Genomic DNA, 18097 nt, shown 5'->3' on the forward strand with positions numbered 1-18097 from the left:
TGGGTTTGGTCTTGGTAAGAAATGCACTGGCAGGGGCGATGATCGCCGCGACAGCGCTGTGGAACATGGCCGCCGCCCAGGGGACGGAAATCTCGCTCGGGGACGCGCGGGTCGACCGATCTGCCCCTGTCGAGATCGACGCGGATGCGCTGGCCGTGAACCGGCAAGATGGCAGCGCCGTGTTTTCCGGCAATGTGCGTGTCACCCAGGGCGCGCTCAAGCTTGAAGCCGACGAAGTTCAGGTCAGCTATGATGAGGCCGCCGCCGAAGGCCAGAGCGCGATCCGCGAAGTGCGCGCCGAGGGGAATGTCCTGATGGTGTCGGGACCCGATGCCGCCGAGAGCCAGCGCGCGATCTACACCCCCGGTGCCAACGAGATCCGGCTGAGCGGCGATGTCCTGCTGAGCCAAGGCCAGATCGTGATCGCCGGCGATGCCCTGGTGGTCGATCTGACCACCGGCATCGGCCAGATGGAGGGGCGGGTCCGCACCGTTCTGCAACCGCAATGAGCCCCGCCGCGTTCGAAGTGACCGAGGGCTCGGTCGGGTTGAACATCCGCAACCTGCGCAAGAGCTACAAACGCCGCCCGGTGATCCGCGATGTCAGCCTTGAGGTCACCCGCGGCGAGGTCGTGGCCCTGCTGGGTCCGAACGGCTCGGGCAAGACCACCTGTTTCTACGCCATCGCAGGGCTGCTGACGCCCGAGGCCGGGATCGTCTCGATCGACGGGCGGGATGCCACGATGCTGCCCATGTACCGCCGGGCCAAGCTCGGGATCGGCTACCTGCCGCAGGAAATGTCGATCTTTCGCGGCATGAGCGTGGAGGACAATATCCGCGCGATCCTTGAGGTGAACACACGCGACCGAACCAAGCGGATGGAACGGCTCGAGGAACTTCTGTCGGAATTCAATATCGAGCATCTGCGCCGCACCTCGGCACTGGCCCTCTCGGGCGGGGAACGGCGGCGGGTTGAAATCGCGCGCTGCCTTGCGGCGGATCCGAAATACTTGTTGCTCGATGAGCCCTTTGCCGGGGTCGATCCGATTGCCGTGGGCGATATCCGCGCGCTGGTCGCGCAGCTTAAGACCCGTGGGATCGGCGTCCTGATCACCGACCACAATGTCCGCGAAACGCTGGAGATCGTGGACCGGGCCTATATCCTTCATGACGGCGTCGTCCTGATGAGCGGGACCCGTGAAGAGGTGATCCGCGACGAGAATGTGCGGCGCGTCTATCTCGGCAACACCTTCACGGTCACCTGAGCCCCCGATGCCTGCGCAGCGCGATGGCCTGACCCTCCGCCAGCAGCAGCGGCTCACGCTCACCCCTGAAATGCGCACGACCCTGTCGGTGCTGCGCATGTCCGGCACCGCGCTTCAGGAGCATCTGGAGGCGCAGGCGGCCGAAAACCCGATCCTGACCCTGCGCCGCCCGAGATCCGAGGCCAGCGGGGTCGCGCCGAGCGGGCCATCGGCCTATGATCTGGCGCTCGACACCACGGGGGCAGAGCGGTCGCTGGGCGAGCGGCTGCGCGCGCAACTGAGCCTGATGGCGCTGGAGCCACAGGTTCAGGACATCGCCTTTGTGCTGACATGGTCCCTCAGCGATACCGGTTATCTCGATATCGACCTCGCGGATCTGGCGCAGGAAGTGCAGCTGCCCGCGGACCGGATCGAGACCGCCCTTGCGGCGCTGCAGGCCTGCGAGCCCGCGGGGGTGGGCGCACGATCATTGGCGGAGTGCCTGTCACTGCAACTGATCGAACTGGGCTTCGAAGCGGATCTGGCCCAAGCGGCAACGCGGGTTCTCGACAGGCTCGCCGCTGGTGAGATCGCCAAGGCCGCCCGCGCCACGGGTCTGGACGCGGCCGCGCTGGCCGAAATTGCCGAGGCTCTGCCCAAACTGACCCCCTATCCCGGGCAGGCCGCCCTGCCCGCCCCCCGGGTGAGCCTGCCGGATGTCGAGCTGCGCTTCCCGGACGGCGCATCGCCCGAGATCACCGTGCTGCGTGGCAACGCCCGAACCCTGGAGCTCGACGAAGAGCTTCTGAGCGTTGCGCGGCTCGAATCAGATACGGCACTGGCCAGTTACGGCACCGAAGCCGAGGCACTCCGCCGGGCGTTGAGCTATCGGACGACGACTCTCACACGGATTGTGGCCTTTCTCGGGGATTATCAGATCGGATTCTTTCGCGAGGGCGGGGCCGCCATGAAGCCCCTGACGCGCACCCAACTGGCCCAGGAGCTCAAGCTGCACCCCACAACGGTGGGGCGTGCTGTCGCAGACAAGACCCTCGCGCATCCCGGCGGGGTTGTGCCGCTTTCGGCGTTCTTTTCAGCGACTTTGGGCGCGGACTCACAAGATGCAGTGAGCGCTTATGGCGCGCAGGCCAGGATTGCGGCCCTCGTGGCCGGGGAAACCGAAGACGCGATCCTGACGGACACGGAAATTGCCCATAAGTTGAAAAACGAAGGCGTTGACATCGCACGTCGAACTGTCGCCAAATACAGGGGATGCTTGAACATCCCGTCATCCTACGATCGCAAGCGCCTCAGGGCAGCGGCACGGATGCGCGGCCGGGTGTGACCACCCGGATGATCCCACTTCATGTAAGCCCATGGTTTCTCACCTGAATACAGGTGCCATTCGGCTTGCGCATTCAGGGAGGTACCATGCGCTACCAAATCACCGGCAAACAGATCGATATCGGCGAAGCCTTGCAGAGCCATGTGAAGGCCGAGCTTTCGGAGGCCGTCAGCAAATATGCTGAGCGCCCGACCGACGCGAATGTCGTGTTCTCAAAGGACGCCTATAACCACGTTTGCGAAGCGACGGTTCATCTGTCCACAGGGCTGACAGCCCAGGCCAAGGCCTCTGCCGGTGATATCTATGCGGCCTTTGACAAATGCAGCGAGAAGATGGAGAAGCAGCTTCGGCGATACAAGCGCCGGTTGAAGAACCATCACCGCGAGCGGACGGAACCCGTTGCACTTTCCGGCGCTGCTTCATATATCCTCGACGCAGCCGAAGTGTCCGAGGAACATGAGCCCGAGACGCTTCAGCCGATCATCGTTGCCGAAATGGAAACGACGATCCCATCTGTCTCCGTCGGGGAGGCGGTGATGCAGATGGAGCTTGCGGAGGCGCCTGTCCTGGTGTTTCGCAACGAGGGACACGGAGGGATCAACGTCGTGTATCGCCGCGAGGACGGCAATATCGGCTGGATTGATACCAAGTTGGATAGTTAAACCGACCAGGTCTCCTGGCGGGAATGAAAGCGTTTGATATGGATCTGTCAGATTTGCTGGTCCCCGATGCCGTGAAGGTATTCGGGAATATGAGCAGCAAAAAACGCCTTATGCAGGACCTGAGCGACATCGTTTGCTCGGCCTATGGCGTGTGCCCGGTCAATGCTGTCGACGCGCTTCAGGAACGTGAGGCTCTGGGACCCACGGGTGTAGGGCATGGTGTTGCCCTGCCCCATGCGCGGCTCAAGGATATCGACCGGGTGGTCGGTGTCTTTGTCCGTCTGGAAAAGCCCATGGCGTTTGATTCCGTCGATCGGCAGCCGGTCGACCTGATCTTTGGTCTCTTCGCACCCGAAGACAGCGGCGTTGCCCATCTCAAGGCGTTGGCACTGGTGTCGCGCACCCTGCGTGACCCGGGCGTCTGCGCCAAGCTGCGCGCCAATAGCGACAGCGGGACCCTCTACACGGTCCTGACCGAAGTTGAGAGCACCCGCGCGGCCTGAGCCGCGCGGTTATCCCCGATAATCCTGAAATCCGAAGGTCGCGAAATCGCGGGCATAGGCGGTGCGTGCGAGCTTCTCGAGCTCCGGCCCGTGGATCGCGTCCAGCCCGCTGGTGTCAAACCGCGGCACTTGATCTGGTGCCGGGCGGCCAAGCTCGGCAGCCAGCGCACGCAGATCCTCGGCAAGCCCCGGCCCGTCCCGCAGGATGCGGTCCGGCAGAGCCACCTGCGCCATGCCCTGCAGGACCGTCGTTTGCGCCATCCATGAGGGATCGATCCGCAGGCTGGTCTGCGCTGCGAGATTGGGCTTGAGAAACCGCAGGAACCCGCGAAACGCCTTTTGCAAAGCCTGGTGCGGCAGATCCTCCGCCGGATAGCGCGGCGGCAGAGGCACCTTGTAGGCTGCGATCAACCCGTAGCGTAGCTCGGCAAAAGATTGCAGGTCACTCGGCAGGATCCGGGTGACAAAGGCCGTATAGGCCCGGGCCAGCGGATGCCGCAGCAAGGTGAAGGTGCGGCTGTCGGGATGGGCCGCGCGCCAGTCGCGCAGATCCTTCTGGCGCATGCCAGTGATCAGATCCGCAGGCGCGCACCCGTCCAGCGCCGCCATCCAATCGAGCACCGGATCGGGCTGCGGCCCCTCCATCGGCAGATAGAGCAACCCGGTCCCCGGGCAGGCCACGTAGCTGCGCACAGCCGGGCCGCGATCCACGGGCTGCGGCGGGACATGGTCGAGCCCGAAGGGATCCAGCGCCGCCACGGCCTCCCGCAGTTCTTCCATATTGGTGACCTTGGTCTCCAACGGTTCGGGGTTCTGACGTTTCAGCGTCCGCTCGGGCCGGGGCAACCTGTGCCGCGAGCCGAGATAGGCCAGCGCCCCATTGATCACGTCGAGATCCTGCAGATCCTCGTAGCGCAGGGTCAAAGCCGTCTGCCCCGCCCGCGCCAGCCCCTGACGGATATCGGTCAGAAACGCGGTATAGGGCCCCATGAAGGCGGCAAACGCCTCGGGGTCAAAGGGGATCGCATCGGTCTCGACCTGGCCCTTGGCATCGGTGAGCACCCATTGGTTCGACGCCAGCGCCCGCTGATAGGAGACAAAGCTGTCCAGCGGATTGCGCGTCAGCACGATCTTTGCCGCTCGGGGATCGGCCAGCGCCTGCGCCCGCATGCGCGGGTCGTGGTCATGAAAGAGACGGAACCCGGCAAGGCCGGTGGCCTCCGCGCGCACCCGGGCCACAAGCGCGTTCGGATCCGCCTCGCGATCGGCAAGGGACAGGCCCAGATACTCCTCCTGGCCCTCATGGGCGATGAAATACGGATTGAAGAGCTCTCCGAAGCTGCGCACATCCGGGGCGGCGTTCAGGTTCCGCTCCAGGTAGTTGGAGCCGGTGCGCATGCCCGCGAAGATCACGAAATAGTCGAAGCGCTGGGTCATCGGATCAGGTCACGAGATAGGGGCGCGCGGGCGTGGCAGGCGCGGTCAGATCGCTGGTATCGAGCGGGAAGTCCCCGGTGAGATAGGGTTTCATCCCGGCATTCTTGAGCGCCTGCAGGAACGCACCGAACCCGGTCAGATCCACCAGCTCGGGCGCATGGACCATTCGCCGCCGGGTAAAGGGCGTCATCTGGTCGAGCACATCCTGCAACTGCACCATGGGATCAGCGACAAACTCCGCCAAAGAGGTCACCCGCACCGTGGCCGGAAGGCTCTTGTTGCGCAGCTGGCCGAGGAAGTGATCTTCGACCTTCTGCATCCAGGCGGCCTCACGCCGGGCCTGCTCAAAGGGCAGGTCGTCGCGAAAGAGCTTCAGCGCCCATGCGCCGGTGACGACCGAGATATGGGCGTTCGGATCCCACATCATATACGCGTTCAGGTCCTGCCGGTCATAGGGCGCGATCTGAAAACACTGGGGCTCGCCCCGGCTGTTCCAGATCAGGTTGGTCAGAAAGCTCTGCGGGTTGTAATCGCGCAAGGACACGCTGTCCGACAGGCCGCCGTTGAAGCCTGTCGCGCCCTCCGCATAGGGAATCTCGCGCCAGTCGAAGAGATGCCCATGCACCCGCGCGCCGGTGCGTTTGGACAGCCAGGGCGCGAAATCGGCGATCACCTCGTCAAACCCCTGGAACACGAAATAGGGCGCGGCCGTCTTGCCCGCCTGCCAGGTGTCGCTGGGAAAGCGGCTCTGCATGAAGAGCCCGGCACGCCCCTCGCGGTTCCGGTCCATTGCCTCGTCAAAGACCTGCTCGATCCGGTGCGGATTGCTCGGGCCACGCTCGGGCGCGCCCTGCGCGGGGTCGAGCAACTGGGCATAGAGCCGATCCGCCCGGGGCCAGACCTTGCGCAGCAAAAAGCAGTCCGACTGCCCCACCAGATCCAAGTGATCGTCGTAGAAGACAAAGGGTTTCCCCTGCGTGTCGAATTTCGACAGCATCAGCGACCGGCTCTCGATCCGGGCGGAAACGCGCCGGACCAGGGTCTGGAAGTAGGATTCGTCGGGGATCCAGACGCGCTTGAAATAGCGGTCGAACTCCTTGCGGCGCGGATCACCGAGGATCGCCTCGAGGCTGCGGCGCGTCAGGCACCACCATTGCGAGCCGAGATGCGGCTCGATCCCGTCGGGGATCCGCCGCTTGACGCCCAGCTTGCGCTGCAGATCCACATAGCGGTCAAAGAGTTTGCGCTGGCTGCGCCAGGAGAACGGAAAGCGCAGGGTAAACCGTTCATTCTGCAACCCGCCGATGGTCCAGGGCACGTCCGAAACCGTGACGGATTCGATGAAATCCGTGTCGGGATTCGCCCCGAGAAACGCGATGAGCCGGTCCAGCGGGCGCAAGGGCAGGCAATCGCCGCTGATCAGCGCCACATGGGTGACCTCGGGATGGCTCCCGAGCAGGATCTCAGCCGCGCTTTCCGTGGCCTGCACCATGGACCAGCGGCCCCAGCCGCAATCATGCTGCCGGATAAGCTGCACCCGCGTCAGATCCGCAAGATCCGCCCGCAGACCGGCATAGGCCTTGGCGCTGGTCTTGCGATCCACATGGATCACCACCGGACATTTGAAATGGTCGAGATACCGCGCAAGCTCGGCCACGCGCCCGAGCTCGGTATGGGCGAGCATGACGAACCCCGGAGACACCGCGCCGGTCATGCCCAGCTCCCCTTGGACAGAAGGCCGAGGATCTCCAGCTGGCGCCAGGACACATAGCGCTCGGACATCTCGGTCCAGAGCGACGGTGGACCCGAGGCCTCCAGCGTCTCGGCATAGGCCTTGTACTCGCGCCCCCGGGCATAATGCTCCTGCCGGACGATCTCCTCCTCGGATTTCTCGATGAAGGTATCGAGGAACTTGGTATGCAGCAGGCAGCCCGAGATCCGTTCGCCCCCGCCGGTCTCATAGACATTGTTCAGCCCGCGCGGCAGGACCATGTGGGTGCTGTCCACATAGGCGTAGCTGCGGTCCCATTTGATCAGCGGGGTCTTGTTCAGCGCGGGCGCTGCCTCGGGCCGGTCTGCAAAGAACGCCCGGGCCCGTGGTCCGCCCTGAATCCAGAGGTTCCCGAGCTCGGGATTGCGGGTGATCGTGTAATTGCCGCTGTCGAACCAGCAGGCCAGCTCCATCGGGTTCTGGCCTTCCGCATAGACCGCCCTGTCGAGCGGCCCCTTGGGGTAGAGGTCGAGCAACATCGCCGGAAACGCCCGCAGGCCCGAAGCATCCATCCAGTCCGTCAGCGCCGCAAGGGGGCGTGTCTCGCAGAACGGGTAGATCAGGAACTCGTCCACATCGACGGTCAGGCACCAATGGCCATGCCCGAACTTCATCTGCAGCCAGGTCAGCCAATCCACGCCGAACCGGGCCCGGCGATAGCTGTGCGGTGTGGTCCAGAGTGAGACATCCTTCTGCGCCGCGAGATAGGCGGCCGAGCCATCCTCGGACCCGTTGTCGACAATCAGGAAATGATCGACCCCCTGCTTGCGATAGTAGTCGAGGAAAAAGGGCAAACGGATGCGCTCATTCCGCAGGGTGACAAAGGCGAGGATATCCTGACGCGCGATTTGACCCGTTCGATCCGAGGCCGGCGTCAACTGGCGCCGTCGGCGAAAACTGCGCCATAACAAACGCTTGCGCCTGAGGCGCAGGCGGTATCGCTCGACCCATTTCATTGGACAAATCCCCCGCCCCGGAACATTGGGGCAGACAGCAGCACAGGCGCGGGGACGGCCCCCGGCCAAGGGTCGGCAGCTAGCCGAACACCTGCGCGAAATGTCTCTCCCATGTGAACCGCTCCGTCAGATCGGGACGTTCCCTATGCTCCGGTTTTGCACCGGCTTGCTTAATTATTGATAACCAAGCGTAACTATCGTCGGGGGAGAGGTAAACGGGCAAGGTTCCGAGCGTTTCGCGAAAGACCGGCAGGTCGCTGCAGATCACCGGAACGCCCCGCGCCGCCGCCTCCAGCGCGGGAAAGCCGAAGCCCTCGGCGCGGGTGGGAAAGAGCAGCGCCTGAGCCCCGGACATAAGGCCGGCGACATGGTGATCCGAAGCACCGTTGATCTCGACAATCTTGCGCCCGTAGAGCGGGTTGGCCTCCAGTGCGGCGAAGGCTTCGGGCGGCAACCATCCCCGCGCCCCGCACAGGACAAGGGTCGGGACCGCCGGTCCAAGCTCTGCCGCCGCAAGGCGCCAGGTGTCCAGCAGCAGCTCGAGGTTTTTGCGGGGCTCAAGCGTGCCCAGCGCGAGGAAATAGGGTGCAGAGAGGCCCCGCGTCGCTGCTGCATCGGTTTCGGGCGTTGCAAGATCCAACCCGAAGGGCGCGACGCACCAGTCCGGCCGCGTGCCGTCCGTCCCGAGATGGGCCATGGCCTGAGTCTTCACCTGCTCCGTCGCAGTGATGATCCGGTCGACATCCCGCCGCAGATGATCAAACCGCGCTGCGAAGCGGCGACGCGAAGCGGGGGTCACCATCTCGGGCAGATCGAGCGGGATCGTGTCATGGAGCACCACGTCGATCCGGCTGCCCGGCAGGCGTCGCAGCGCGGAAATTACCCGGTCCGTCAGGTTCGTTTCGCCGACATTGAGGTAATGCGCCCCCTCGGGCAGAGCCCGGCGCAGCATCCGGGCAAGGCCCCAATGTACCGATCGCCCCACGGCCAGCTTGCGCAAACTGCTCTCGACCCGCGCGCGCGGGGTGGCCCGGTGCCGCGCCAGACGGGAGAGGAGATCCGGGGCATCCCAGGGTTTGGTCGAATCCTCAACCCCCTGACGCAAACGGGCAAGACCGTCTTGGCCCAACAGAAGATAGCCCGCATGGGTCCGCACGAGCCCGAACGCCTCGGGCGTCCGATCAAGCGCGTGGCGCAGATAGGCCGCCTCGACCCGGTCGACACCGGAAAGCCGTCCAGTGCCCACGCGGGACACCAGTCGTGTCACATCCAGAAGGTGTGGAAGAAGCTCCGGACGCCCGCTCAAGATCGGCGCGGTTCCGAAACGGCCGCCCGCTTACTGGGCGGCTTTGCGAGAGAAGGCCAGTTCCTGCAGGAAGTCCGACAGCTCATCGGCCAGATCCGGACGGGCCAGCGCGAAGGACACCGTGGCCTGCAGGAAGCCCGCCTTGGACCCACAATCGAACCGCTGCCCGGCAAAGCGGAAGCCATAGACATTATCATGGGCGGTGATCTCATGGGCGATGGCATCGGTAAGCTGGATCTCGCCCCCGGCTCCGACCTGACCCTTGTCGAGATTGTCGAGCACATCCGGGCTGAGAATGTAGCGTCCGATCACAGCAAGGTTCGACGGGGCCTCTTCGGCCTTGGGCTTTTCGACCATGCCTTTGACGTGGACGATGGACCCCATATCCTCTTTGACATCGACGATGCCATAGGCGGAGGCTTTGCTCATGGGCACTTCCATGGTCGCAACCATGTTGCCGCCGGTTTCCTGATAGGCTTCGACCATCTGCGCGAGGCAGGGCTTTTCGGCGGCGATCACATCATCGGGCAGGATGACGGCAAAGGGCTCATTGCCCAGAAGACGCCGGGCGCACCAGACCGCGTGGCCAAGGCCCAAGGCACGGGTCTGACGCACATAGGCAATCGCGCCGCTGTCCATATTGGTGCCGCGCAGGGTCTCGAGCAGTTCGGTCTTGCCCTTGTCCTCGAGCGTCTGCTCCAGCTGGGGGGCGGCATCGAAATAGTCCTCAAGCGCGCTCTTGCCGCGCGAGGTCACAAAGATGAATTCCTCGATCCCGGCGGCGCGCGCCTCGTCGATGGCGTATTGCACCAACGGACGATCCACGAGGGTCATGATCTCTTTCGGAACCGACTTTGTCGCTGGAAGAAAACGAGTCCCCATGCCGGCGACGGGGAAAACGGCGGTTTTAACACTTCGAGACATTATCGGACCCTACATAAATCATTGTCTTCAGCATAGCAGAGTTTCTACGGCTCGGGAGAGAAACAACAGGCTTTCGTCACCAATCTCGGTGGATCTGTTGTCGCACTGCAGCATTTCTAATCCGTGTCCAACTCTGTGCCATCGTCCTTGGACGTTGGTGCGTCCTTTATACGTATTCCCATGTAGTCTTTGTAAACTCCGTCGGAAATGCGGCGAGAACTTGCTGATTGCCAGATAGAATCGGGCAACTCATGGATCCACACCCCCGGCGCGCGGAAAACGACACGGGCTGGGGCGCGCCGGTTGGCCGAGGTAACCAGCGTGACGACACGCCCTTTCTCCGCTTGTTTTGCTGCACGTGCGAAGGCGCCCGGCATCTCAAATCGCGGGGAGGTGGTCCAGAGCGGGTTTAGGTTTGGATCGGTTTTGCGACGCGCCTTGAACAGCCGGGTGGCGGGTTTGTGCTCAGGCGCCGCGTTCAGATCCTGCATCTTTTTTGGGCCTGCCTGACCTTCTGCAAGCGCCAGCCCTTCGGCCGCGCCCCGGTCGAAGCTGCGCAGCAGGCGCCAGACCTCGTCGGGATAGAATCGCCCGGACACCATGCGCTTCAAAAGTCGGGTCTGCTGGACCTTGCGATGGGTCCGCACAGCTGCCGCAGACCCAAGAGACGCATGGGTCTGGGCAAAGATCGCAGCCGAGCGGCCAATCTCGAACAGATCTCGCGGCGTGCGGTCCTCCTGACGGTAGGGGCCCGCGGCCAGCGCATGGATCACTTGCGCCTGCGGGGCATAGGCAACCTGGCCGTCCCCCTGCACCAAGCGCCAGACCAGATCGCTCTCGTCGAGGAAGTAACGCAGGCGCGGGTCGAACCCGCCCATGCGCCGCACCGCCTGCCGCAGCACGGCGAAATTCGTGCCCATCGCCCCGGGCACCCGACCGGATCGGGGCGCGATGATGGCGATCTCCTCGGGCCAGGGCGTCATCGGATGGGAGGTTCCCTCCGCCGTGAGCCATTCGCCCTGCCACTGGAACCGGACGCCATCCGGACCGCGCACATACCCCGCCGCGAGCACCACACCCGGCACGCGCAACGCCTTCAGCAACTGTTCCAGCCAGCAAGGCTCAGCCACTGCGTCATCGTCGAGAAAGGCCACATAAGGCGCGCGCGCCAGAGCGATCCCCGCATTGCGCGCCGCCGAGACATTGGCTTCGGCAAAGGGCACATAGGTGACCGCAGGCGCACCCGGTCCATCGGCGACCGCCCGACGCGCGGCCGTGTCGCCAACGACGATGACCTCGAAGGCAGGACAGGTCTGAAAGGACAGCGCCTGCAGACATCGGGCGAGCTGCGGACCCCGCCCCCGGCTGACGATAACAACGCTGGCTTCGGGGATCACTCTTGCCCCATCTGGGCCAGCATCGCCTCGATGCGCGGCACATCCTCGGGGTTGTTGAGCTCCCAGAACGCCCGGCCCCGACCCTCGACCTCTACGCAGAGCACCGTATGACCATTCTCGAGGAAGCGGAGCTGTTCCAGCCCCTCGAGGGTCTCGAGCGGACCGACCGGCCAGGTGCCATAGGCGGTCAGCGCATCGGGCCGATAGGCATAGAGCCCCACATGGTGGAAGACCGGGGTCGGATCGTCGGCCGGGTAGTCCGTCGTGGTATAGGGCACCACCTCTTTGGAGAAGTAGAGCCCATGATTGTTGCGATCAAAGACTGCGGTCGTGCCACCCACGCGTCCCGCGCGGCGATCCTCGAGAAATCCCGACAGGGCCGCGCCGTCGCAGCGCAGAACGGGCGTCGCCAGCGAGGCATCCGGTGCCGCGCGCAGCCCTTCGACCAGATCCGCCACGAACCACGCCGGGGTCAGGGGCGCATCGCCTTGCAGGTTGACCACGATCTCGGGGCTGATGTTCATGCGGGCGATGGCCTCGGCACAGCGCTCGGTCCCGTTGCGGCATTGATCGGAGGTCATCACGACCTCGGCGCCGAACGCCTCGGCATGTTCCTGAATACGGGTGTCGTCGGTCGCGATCACGACCCGGTCCACCCCCTCGGCCGCTTGGGCGGCATCCCAGCTGCGCCGGATCAGCGAGCGCGACACGCCGGTGGCCCCGCGCAGCTCGACCAGCGGCTTGCCCGGGTAGCGGACCGACGGGTAGCGCGCGGGGATGACGACCAGAACCGACATCAGGCGCTCTTGAGGTCGACACCCGGGGCATAGGCGATGAAGAACGGGTTGGCGTACCCCTCCTTGCCATAGCTCAGCGGCGTGTGATCATCGAAGCGGACGACCTGCCCGCCCGCGCCGAGCAGCACCGCGTGACCGGCGGCGGTGTCCCATTCCATGGTGCGCCCCAGACGGGGATAGAGATCCGCCTCCCCGGTCGCCACGAGGCAGAATTTCAGCGAAGAGCCCGCCGAGGTCATGTCCCGCACGCCATATTTGCCGATATAGTCGTCGGTCGCCTGATCCCGGTGGGATTTCGACGCCACGACCATCAGCGCGGCATTGTCCGGCGTGCTGACCGAGAGCGGCTTGGTCTCGCCCGGCTGGTCCTTGTCAAAGGGCCCGGTCTCTTCAACCGTCCGGCCATCGGCCAGGGTGTAAAAGAGCCGTCCCTTGGCCGGGGCATAAACCACCCCGCGCACGGGCGTGCCATTCTCGACATAGGCGATATTGACCGTGAAATCCCCACGGCGATGGACGAATTCCTTCGTGCCATCCAGCGGATCAACGATGAAGAAGGACCCGGCCGTCTGGCTGTGGGACGCCGCCTGTTCTTCGGTCACGGTCAGGATGTCGGGAAAGGCCGCCTTGAGCCCCGCCGAGATCAGCGCGTCCGCCGCCTCATCGGCCGCGGTGACCGGGCTGTCATCGGACTTGGCGCGCACATCGAAGTCATCGGAGCCATAGATCTCCATGATGGCATCGCCCGCCTCCAGCGACAGCTTGCGTAGAACGGGAATAACTGTGTCGAAATCCATGATACTCTCCTGTGGCTCACCCGGGTGCATGCGCGCGGTTGCCCATTGATCTGAATTTTCTATGCTTCCCGGTTAAATGATCCGCAACCATTGTGTTGTTCTGTCGGACAAGGTGTCACTCCAAAGAAACGGTCGTCCTGTCGTGTTTCGCGTCGAAGAAAGATCCTCCAGCCCCTTTGCGACCGCGTTCCGAACGCTGTCGCTGATTTATCATGCGACCGTGCGCTCGGTGCGCAAGACCCATGGCAACGCGCTGGTGAGCCTGTTCATCAACCTGTTCCAGACGATTGTCTTTGTCGTCGCCTTCTACGTGATCTTTCAGTTGATGGGCGTGCGGGGCGCGGGGCTACGCGGGGATTTCATGATGTATGTCCTGAGCGGGGTGTTCCTGTTCATGACCTTTACCAAGACCATGGGGGCGGTGTTCAGCTCCGAAGGTCCGGCCTCGCCCATGATGAAGCATCCGACGATGAACACCATGGTGGCGATCGGCGCGGCGGCACTGAGCAGTCTCTATATCCAGTCGATGTCGGTGCTGGTGATCCTGACCGGGTATCAGCTCGTGACCCATAACGTGGCCATCCACGATCCCGGCGGCGCGGCCAAGGTCATGCTGCTGGCCTGGACCGGTGGGGCCGCGCTCGGCATGGTATTTTTGGCCGCCAAGCCCTGGGCCCCGAACGGGACCAAGATGATCCAGACGATTTTCAGCCGGGTGAACATGTTTGCCAGCGGCAAGATGTTCGTGGCCAACACGCTGCCGGCCTTCATGCTGCCGCTCTTTGCCTGGAACCCGCTCTTTCACCTGATCGATCAGATGCGCGGCTACGTGTTTCTGAACTACACGCCCCGGCACACCAATCTGGAATACCCGTTCTGGATCATGGTCGGCTGCATGATGATCGGGTTGATGGGGGAGTTTTATACCCGCCGTCGTGCCTCGATCAGTTGGAGCGCCGCGCGCTAACGCCGCGCGGTCAGGTCACGACGCGCAAGGTGATGTTGATCCGCCCGCCATCCGGCAGGAGCGTCGAACTGCCCGCCTTGATCCGATCGACCCCGTGATGGATGAGCCGCGCGGCGCCCCCCATCACCGCCACATCCCCCGAAGAGAGCCAGAGCGATTCCGTCGTCCCGCCCCTCGTCACGGAGCCGACCCGGAACCGCCCGGAATCCCCGAGCGAGATCGACACCACCGGCTCCGAAGGGTCGGCCTCGTCCTTGTCCTGATGCATCCCCATCTTCGCATCCGCGTCGTAGAAGTTGATCAGACAGCATTCCGGGGTCCGGGCACTGCCGGACACTGCCTCCCAGACCGACAGGATGCTGGGGGGAATCGCGGGCCAGGGCGTTCCGTTCAGATGGGTCGGCGCATAGCGATAGCCCTGCCGGTCCGACACCCAGCCGAACTGCCCCGCGGCGGTCATCCGCACGGACATCCGCCGCCCCGAGGGCGTGACCATCCGCTGGAACGGCACGACCCGCGCCACCGCCCGCAGGTCGGCCACCATCGCCTCCTGCGCGACCCGGTCGAGAAAGCCGGAATGGATCGCGACCCCCCGCAACCACAGGTCCGGGGCCGGGATCCGGACATCTTGCCGCGATTTGTCCATTTCAAACCCTCCAGATACCGCCGGGACGCTTGCAGGGGTCCAACCCCCTCCTTATATACGCCGAGACGTTGATCGCGGGCCCCGTGATCTTTCTTGGGATCTGAGATGAGAGGCCGCGTACGGATCTTGTCTCTCAACAATCGCCACGACGAAAGGGACTATAGCAATGGGCAAAGTCATTGGTATCGACCTCGGCACCACGAACTCCTGTGTTGCCATCATGGACGGCTCGCAACCGCGGGTCATCGAAAACTCTGAAGGCGCGCGCACCACGCCCTCGATTGTCGGCTATACCGACGATGAGCGGCTCGTGGGTCAGCCCGCCAAACGCCAGGCCGTCACGAACCCGGAAAACACCGTCTTTGGTGTCAAGCGCCTGATCGGCCGCCGGTTCGACGACGAGGATCTGGAAAAAGACAAGAAGAACCTGCCCTATGCGGTCGTGAATGGCGGCAATGGCGATGCCTGGGTGGGCGTTCAGGGGGACACGTTCTCTCCGGCGCAGGTCTCTGCGCTCATCCTGCAGAAGATGAAGGAAACCGCCGAGAGCTATCTTGGCGAGGACGTGACCCAGGCGGTCATCACCGTTCCGGCCTATTTCAACGACGCCCAGCGTCAGGCCACCAAGGATGCGGGCAAGATCGCCGGTCTCGAGGTGCTGCGGATCATCAACGAGCCGACCGCGGCTGCGTTGGCCTATGGCCTCGACAAGTCCGAAACCCAGACGATCGCGGTCTATGACCTCGGCGGCGGGACATTCGACATCACGATCCTCGAGATCGACGATGGTCTGTTCGAAGTGAAATCCACCAATGGCGACACGTTCCTCGGCGGTGAAGACTTCGACATGCGCATCGTCAACTACCTGGCGGACGAGTTCCGCAAGGAGCATGGCGTCGACCTGACCAAGGACAAGATGGCCCTGCAGCGTCTTAAGGAAGCTGCGGAAAAAGCCAAGATCGAGCTCAGCTCGTCGACCCAGACCGAGATCAACCAGCCGTTCATCTCGATGGATCCGAATGGCGGCCAGCCGCTGCACATGGTCATGAAGCTGACCCGCGCCAAGCTGGAAAGCCTCGTGGGCGACCTGATCAAGGCCTCGCTGAAGCCGTGCAAGGACGCGCTTAAAGACGCCGGTCTCAGCACCTCCGAGATTGACGAGGTCGTTCTGGTCGGCGGGATGACCCGCATGCCGCGCGTGATCGAGGAAGTGTCCAAGTTCTTCGGCAAGGAACCCCACAAGGGTGTGAACCCTGACGAGGTTGTGGCCATGGGCGCCGCGATCCAGGCCGGTGTTCTGCAGGGCGACGTGAAGGATGTGGTGCTGCTCGACGTGACCCCGCTGTCGCTGGGCATCGAGACGCTGGGCGGCGTGTTCACCCGCCTGATCGACCGCAACACGACCATCCCGACGAAGAAATCCCAGGTCTTCTCGACCGCCGAGGACAACCAGAACGCCGTGACCATCCGGGTTTTCCAGGGGGAACGCGAGATGGCGGCCGACAACAAGATGCTCGGCCAGTTCAACCTCGAGGATATTCCGCCCGCGCCGCGTGGCCTGCCGCAGATCGAAGTGACCTTCGATATCGACGCGAACGGCATCGTCTCCGTGTCCGCCAAGGACAAGGGCACCGGCAAGGAGCAGAAGATCACGATCCAGGCCTCCGGTGGTCTGTCGGACGAAGAGATCGATCAGATGGTGCGCGACGCCGAGGCGAATGCCGACGCCGACAAGCAGCGCAAGGAACTGGTTGAGACCAAGAACCAGGCCGAAAGCCTCGTGCACTCGACGGAGAAATCCCTCGAGGAGCATGGCGACAAGGTCGATCCCTCGACCGTCGAGGCGATTGAGCTGGCCGTGTCCGCGCTCAAGGAAACCATCGAGACCGACGATGCCGGCAAGATCAAGGCAGGCGTCCAGAACGTGACCGATGCCGCCATGAAACTGGGCGAGGCGATCTACAAGTCGCAGCAGGAAGCTTCGGGTGAAGACGCCCCCGATGCCGGTGAAGACGAGCCGCGCAGCGTGGATGACGACATCGTGGACGCGGATTTCGAAGATCTGGACGACCGGAAACAGGGCTGACGCCTCCAATGCACGACATGACGCCGATCCGCCCCGCGCGGGTCGGCGTCCGCGTTCAAGTGAAGGGACCCGGTCATGGCCAAACGCGACTATTATGATGTCCTCGGCGTGTCCAAGGGGGCATCTCCCGACGAAATCAAGAAAGGCTTTCGCAAGAAGGCCAAGGAACTGCATCCGGACCGCAACTCGGACAACCCGAATGCCGAGGCCGAGTTCAAAGAGGCCAACGAAGCCTATGACATCCTGAAGGACCCGGACCGGAAGGCGGCCTATGACCGCTATGGTCACGCGGCCTTTGAAAATGGCACGGGCGGTCCGCGCGGACCCCAGGGTTTTGGCGGCGGGCAAGGTCAGGGCGATTTCGCCTCGGCCTTCTCGGATGTGTTCGAGGACCTTTTCGGCGACTTCATGGGCGGCCAGCGCGGTGGCGGCGGACGTCAGCGTGCCGCGCGCGGCTCCGACCTGCGCTACAATCTGCGGATCGACCTCGATCAGGCCTATCGCGGCCTGCAAAAGACCATCTCCGTCCCGGGAAGCGTCCCCTGTACTGCCTGCGAGGGCACCGGGGCCGAGGGCGGGGCCGAACCTGTGGTCTGCCCGACCTGTTCCGGCATGGGAAAGGTGCGCGCGCAGCAGGGTTTCTTCACCATCGAGAAGACCTGCCCCACCTGTTCCGGCGTCGGTCAGATCATCAAGAACCCCTGCCCGGTCTGCCGCGGCGCGGGACGCGAGGAAAAGACCCGGTCGCTCAGCGTGAACATCCCCGCGGGTGTCGAGACGGGCACGCGGATCCGTCTGGCCGGCGAAGGCGATGCGGGCATGCGCGGCGGCCCTTCGGGCGACCTCTATATCTTCATCGAAGTGCAGGAACACGCGATTTTCCAGCGCGACGGGCTGGATCTCTTCTGCCGCGTCCCGGTCAGCATGCCCTCGGCGGCCCTTGGCGGCGATGTCGAGGTGCCGACCATCGATGGTGGGCGCAGCCGGGTGAAGATCCCTTCGGGCTCGCAATCCGGGCGGCAGATGCGCCTGCGCGGCAAGGGCATGCCGGCCCTGCGCGGGGCCGGGACAGGTGACATGTTCATCGAGCTCGCCGTCGAGACGCCCGTGAACCTGACCTCGCGTCAGCGCGAGTTGCTCAAGGAATTCGAGGCGGAATCGCAGGATAACCAGCCCGAAACCTCCAAATTCTTCAAAACCGTGAAGAATTTCTGGGACGGGATGAAGAGTTAACTCTTCGGAAACCATCGCGGGGCAGGC

At 63.9% G+C, this 18097-nt stretch carries 17 protein-coding genes; 8 read left to right on the top strand and 9 right to left on the bottom strand.

The window, feature by feature from the left end; genetic code table 11:
* The first annotated feature begins 38 nt into the window (after window positions 1-38).
* From ACP150_RS13565 to ACP150_RS13585, 5 genes are all read left to right on the top strand, one after another.
* Window positions 39-509, top strand: a complete 471-nt coding sequence (locus ACP150_RS13565; protein WP_424967191.1) for an LptA/OstA family protein — start codon at window positions 39-41, stop codon at window positions 507-509.
* The gene (gene lptB, locus ACP150_RS13570; protein ID WP_424967192.1) at window positions 506-1264 is read left to right on the top strand and encodes an LPS export ABC transporter ATP-binding protein; all 759 of its coding nucleotides are present in this window, start codon (window positions 506-508) and stop codon (window positions 1262-1264) included. The genes ACP150_RS13565 and lptB overlap by 4 nt, the downstream gene beginning before the upstream one ends.
* A 7-nt stretch (window positions 1265-1271) precedes the next feature.
* Window positions 1272-2588 (top strand): RNA polymerase factor sigma-54, encoded by a 1317-nt coding sequence (locus ACP150_RS13575; protein ID WP_424967193.1) that lies wholly within the window; start codon window positions 1272-1274, stop codon window positions 2586-2588.
* A gap of 86 nt (window positions 2589-2674) precedes the next feature.
* The gene (gene hpf / locus ACP150_RS13580; protein ID WP_424967194.1) at window positions 2675-3250 is read left to right on the top strand and encodes a ribosome hibernation-promoting factor, HPF/YfiA family; all 576 of its coding nucleotides are present in this window, start codon (window positions 2675-2677) and stop codon (window positions 3248-3250) included.
* Between the two features lie 38 nt (window positions 3251-3288).
* Window positions 3289-3753, top strand: a complete 465-nt coding sequence (locus tag ACP150_RS13585) for a PTS sugar transporter subunit IIA (RefSeq protein WP_424967228.1) — start codon at window positions 3289-3291, stop codon at window positions 3751-3753.
* A 9-nt stretch (window positions 3754-3762) separates the two neighbouring features.
* Here the strand turns inward: ACP150_RS13585 and ACP150_RS13590 are convergent, their stop codons facing one another.
* The 8 genes from ACP150_RS13590 to cysQ form a co-directional block, all read right to left on the bottom strand.
* Window positions 3763-5190, bottom strand: a complete 1428-nt coding sequence (locus tag ACP150_RS13590; RefSeq protein ID WP_424967195.1) for a sulfotransferase domain-containing protein — start codon at window positions 5188-5190, stop codon at window positions 3763-3765.
* A 4-nt stretch (window positions 5191-5194) separates the two neighbouring features.
* Window positions 5195-6904, bottom strand: coding sequence for a beta-1,6-N-acetylglucosaminyltransferase (locus tag ACP150_RS13595; RefSeq protein ID WP_424967196.1), 1710 nt, complete (start codon window positions 6902-6904; stop codon window positions 5195-5197).
* Window positions 6901-7917, bottom strand: a complete 1017-nt coding sequence (locus tag ACP150_RS13600) for a glycosyltransferase family 2 protein (protein WP_424967197.1) — start codon at window positions 7915-7917, stop codon at window positions 6901-6903. Before ACP150_RS13600 ends, ACP150_RS13595 begins: the two co-directional genes overlap by 4 nt.
* A 79-nt stretch (window positions 7918-7996) precedes the next feature.
* Complete coding sequence (locus ACP150_RS13605; protein WP_424967198.1) at window positions 7997-9184, bottom strand: glycosyltransferase family 4 protein; 1188 nt, start codon at window positions 9182-9184, stop codon at window positions 7997-7999.
* Window positions 9185-9253: 69 nt separating this feature from the next.
* A complete protein-coding gene (gene galU, locus ACP150_RS13610) occupies window positions 9254-10147 on the bottom strand; it encodes a UTP--glucose-1-phosphate uridylyltransferase GalU (protein WP_424967199.1) in 894 nt (297 codons plus the stop codon).
* A 116-nt stretch (window positions 10148-10263) separates the two neighbouring features.
* Window positions 10264-11544: a glycosyltransferase family 2 protein gene (locus tag ACP150_RS13615; RefSeq protein WP_424967200.1), complete on the bottom strand. Its 1281-nt coding sequence runs from the start codon at window positions 11542-11544 to the stop codon at window positions 10264-10266.
* The gene (locus tag ACP150_RS13620) at window positions 11541-12341 is read right to left on the bottom strand and encodes a 3-deoxy-manno-octulosonate cytidylyltransferase (RefSeq protein ID WP_424967201.1); all 801 of its coding nucleotides are present in this window, start codon (window positions 12339-12341) and stop codon (window positions 11541-11543) included. The genes ACP150_RS13615 and ACP150_RS13620 overlap by 4 nt, the downstream gene beginning before the upstream one ends.
* Window positions 12341-13138, bottom strand: coding sequence for a 3'(2'),5'-bisphosphate nucleotidase CysQ (gene cysQ, locus ACP150_RS13625; protein WP_424967202.1), 798 nt, complete (start codon window positions 13136-13138; stop codon window positions 12341-12343). Before cysQ ends, ACP150_RS13620 begins: the two co-directional genes overlap by 1 nt.
* 142 nt (window positions 13139-13280) lie before the next feature.
* Here cysQ and ACP150_RS13630 point away from each other — a divergent pair, with 142 nt between their 5' ends.
* Window positions 13281-14105: an ABC transporter permease gene (locus ACP150_RS13630; RefSeq protein WP_424967203.1), complete on the top strand. Its 825-nt coding sequence runs from the start codon at window positions 13281-13283 to the stop codon at window positions 14103-14105.
* Window positions 14106-14115: 10 nt separating this feature from the next.
* Here ACP150_RS13630 and ACP150_RS13635 read toward each other — a convergent pair whose 3' ends face one another.
* Window positions 14116-14751, bottom strand: coding sequence for an alpha-ketoglutarate-dependent dioxygenase AlkB family protein (locus ACP150_RS13635; protein WP_424967204.1), 636 nt, complete (start codon window positions 14749-14751; stop codon window positions 14116-14118).
* 166 nt (window positions 14752-14917) lie between these two features.
* Here ACP150_RS13635 and dnaK point away from each other — a divergent pair, with 166 nt between their 5' ends.
* Window positions 14918-16837 carry a molecular chaperone DnaK gene (gene dnaK / locus ACP150_RS13640; RefSeq protein WP_424967205.1) on the top strand — a complete coding sequence of 640 codons (1920 nt, stop codon included), beginning with the start codon at window positions 14918-14920 and terminating at the stop codon, window positions 16835-16837.
* A gap of 75 nt (window positions 16838-16912) precedes the next feature.
* Window positions 16913-18070: a molecular chaperone DnaJ gene (gene dnaJ, locus ACP150_RS13645; RefSeq protein WP_424967206.1), complete on the top strand. Its 1158-nt coding sequence runs from the start codon at window positions 16913-16915 to the stop codon at window positions 18068-18070.
* Window positions 18071-18097: the final 27 nt, after the last annotated feature.

This window comes from Dinoroseobacter sp. S375 (assembly GCF_049800775.1).
Classification (GTDB): domain Bacteria; phylum Pseudomonadota; class Alphaproteobacteria; order Rhodobacterales; family Rhodobacteraceae; genus Dinoroseobacter.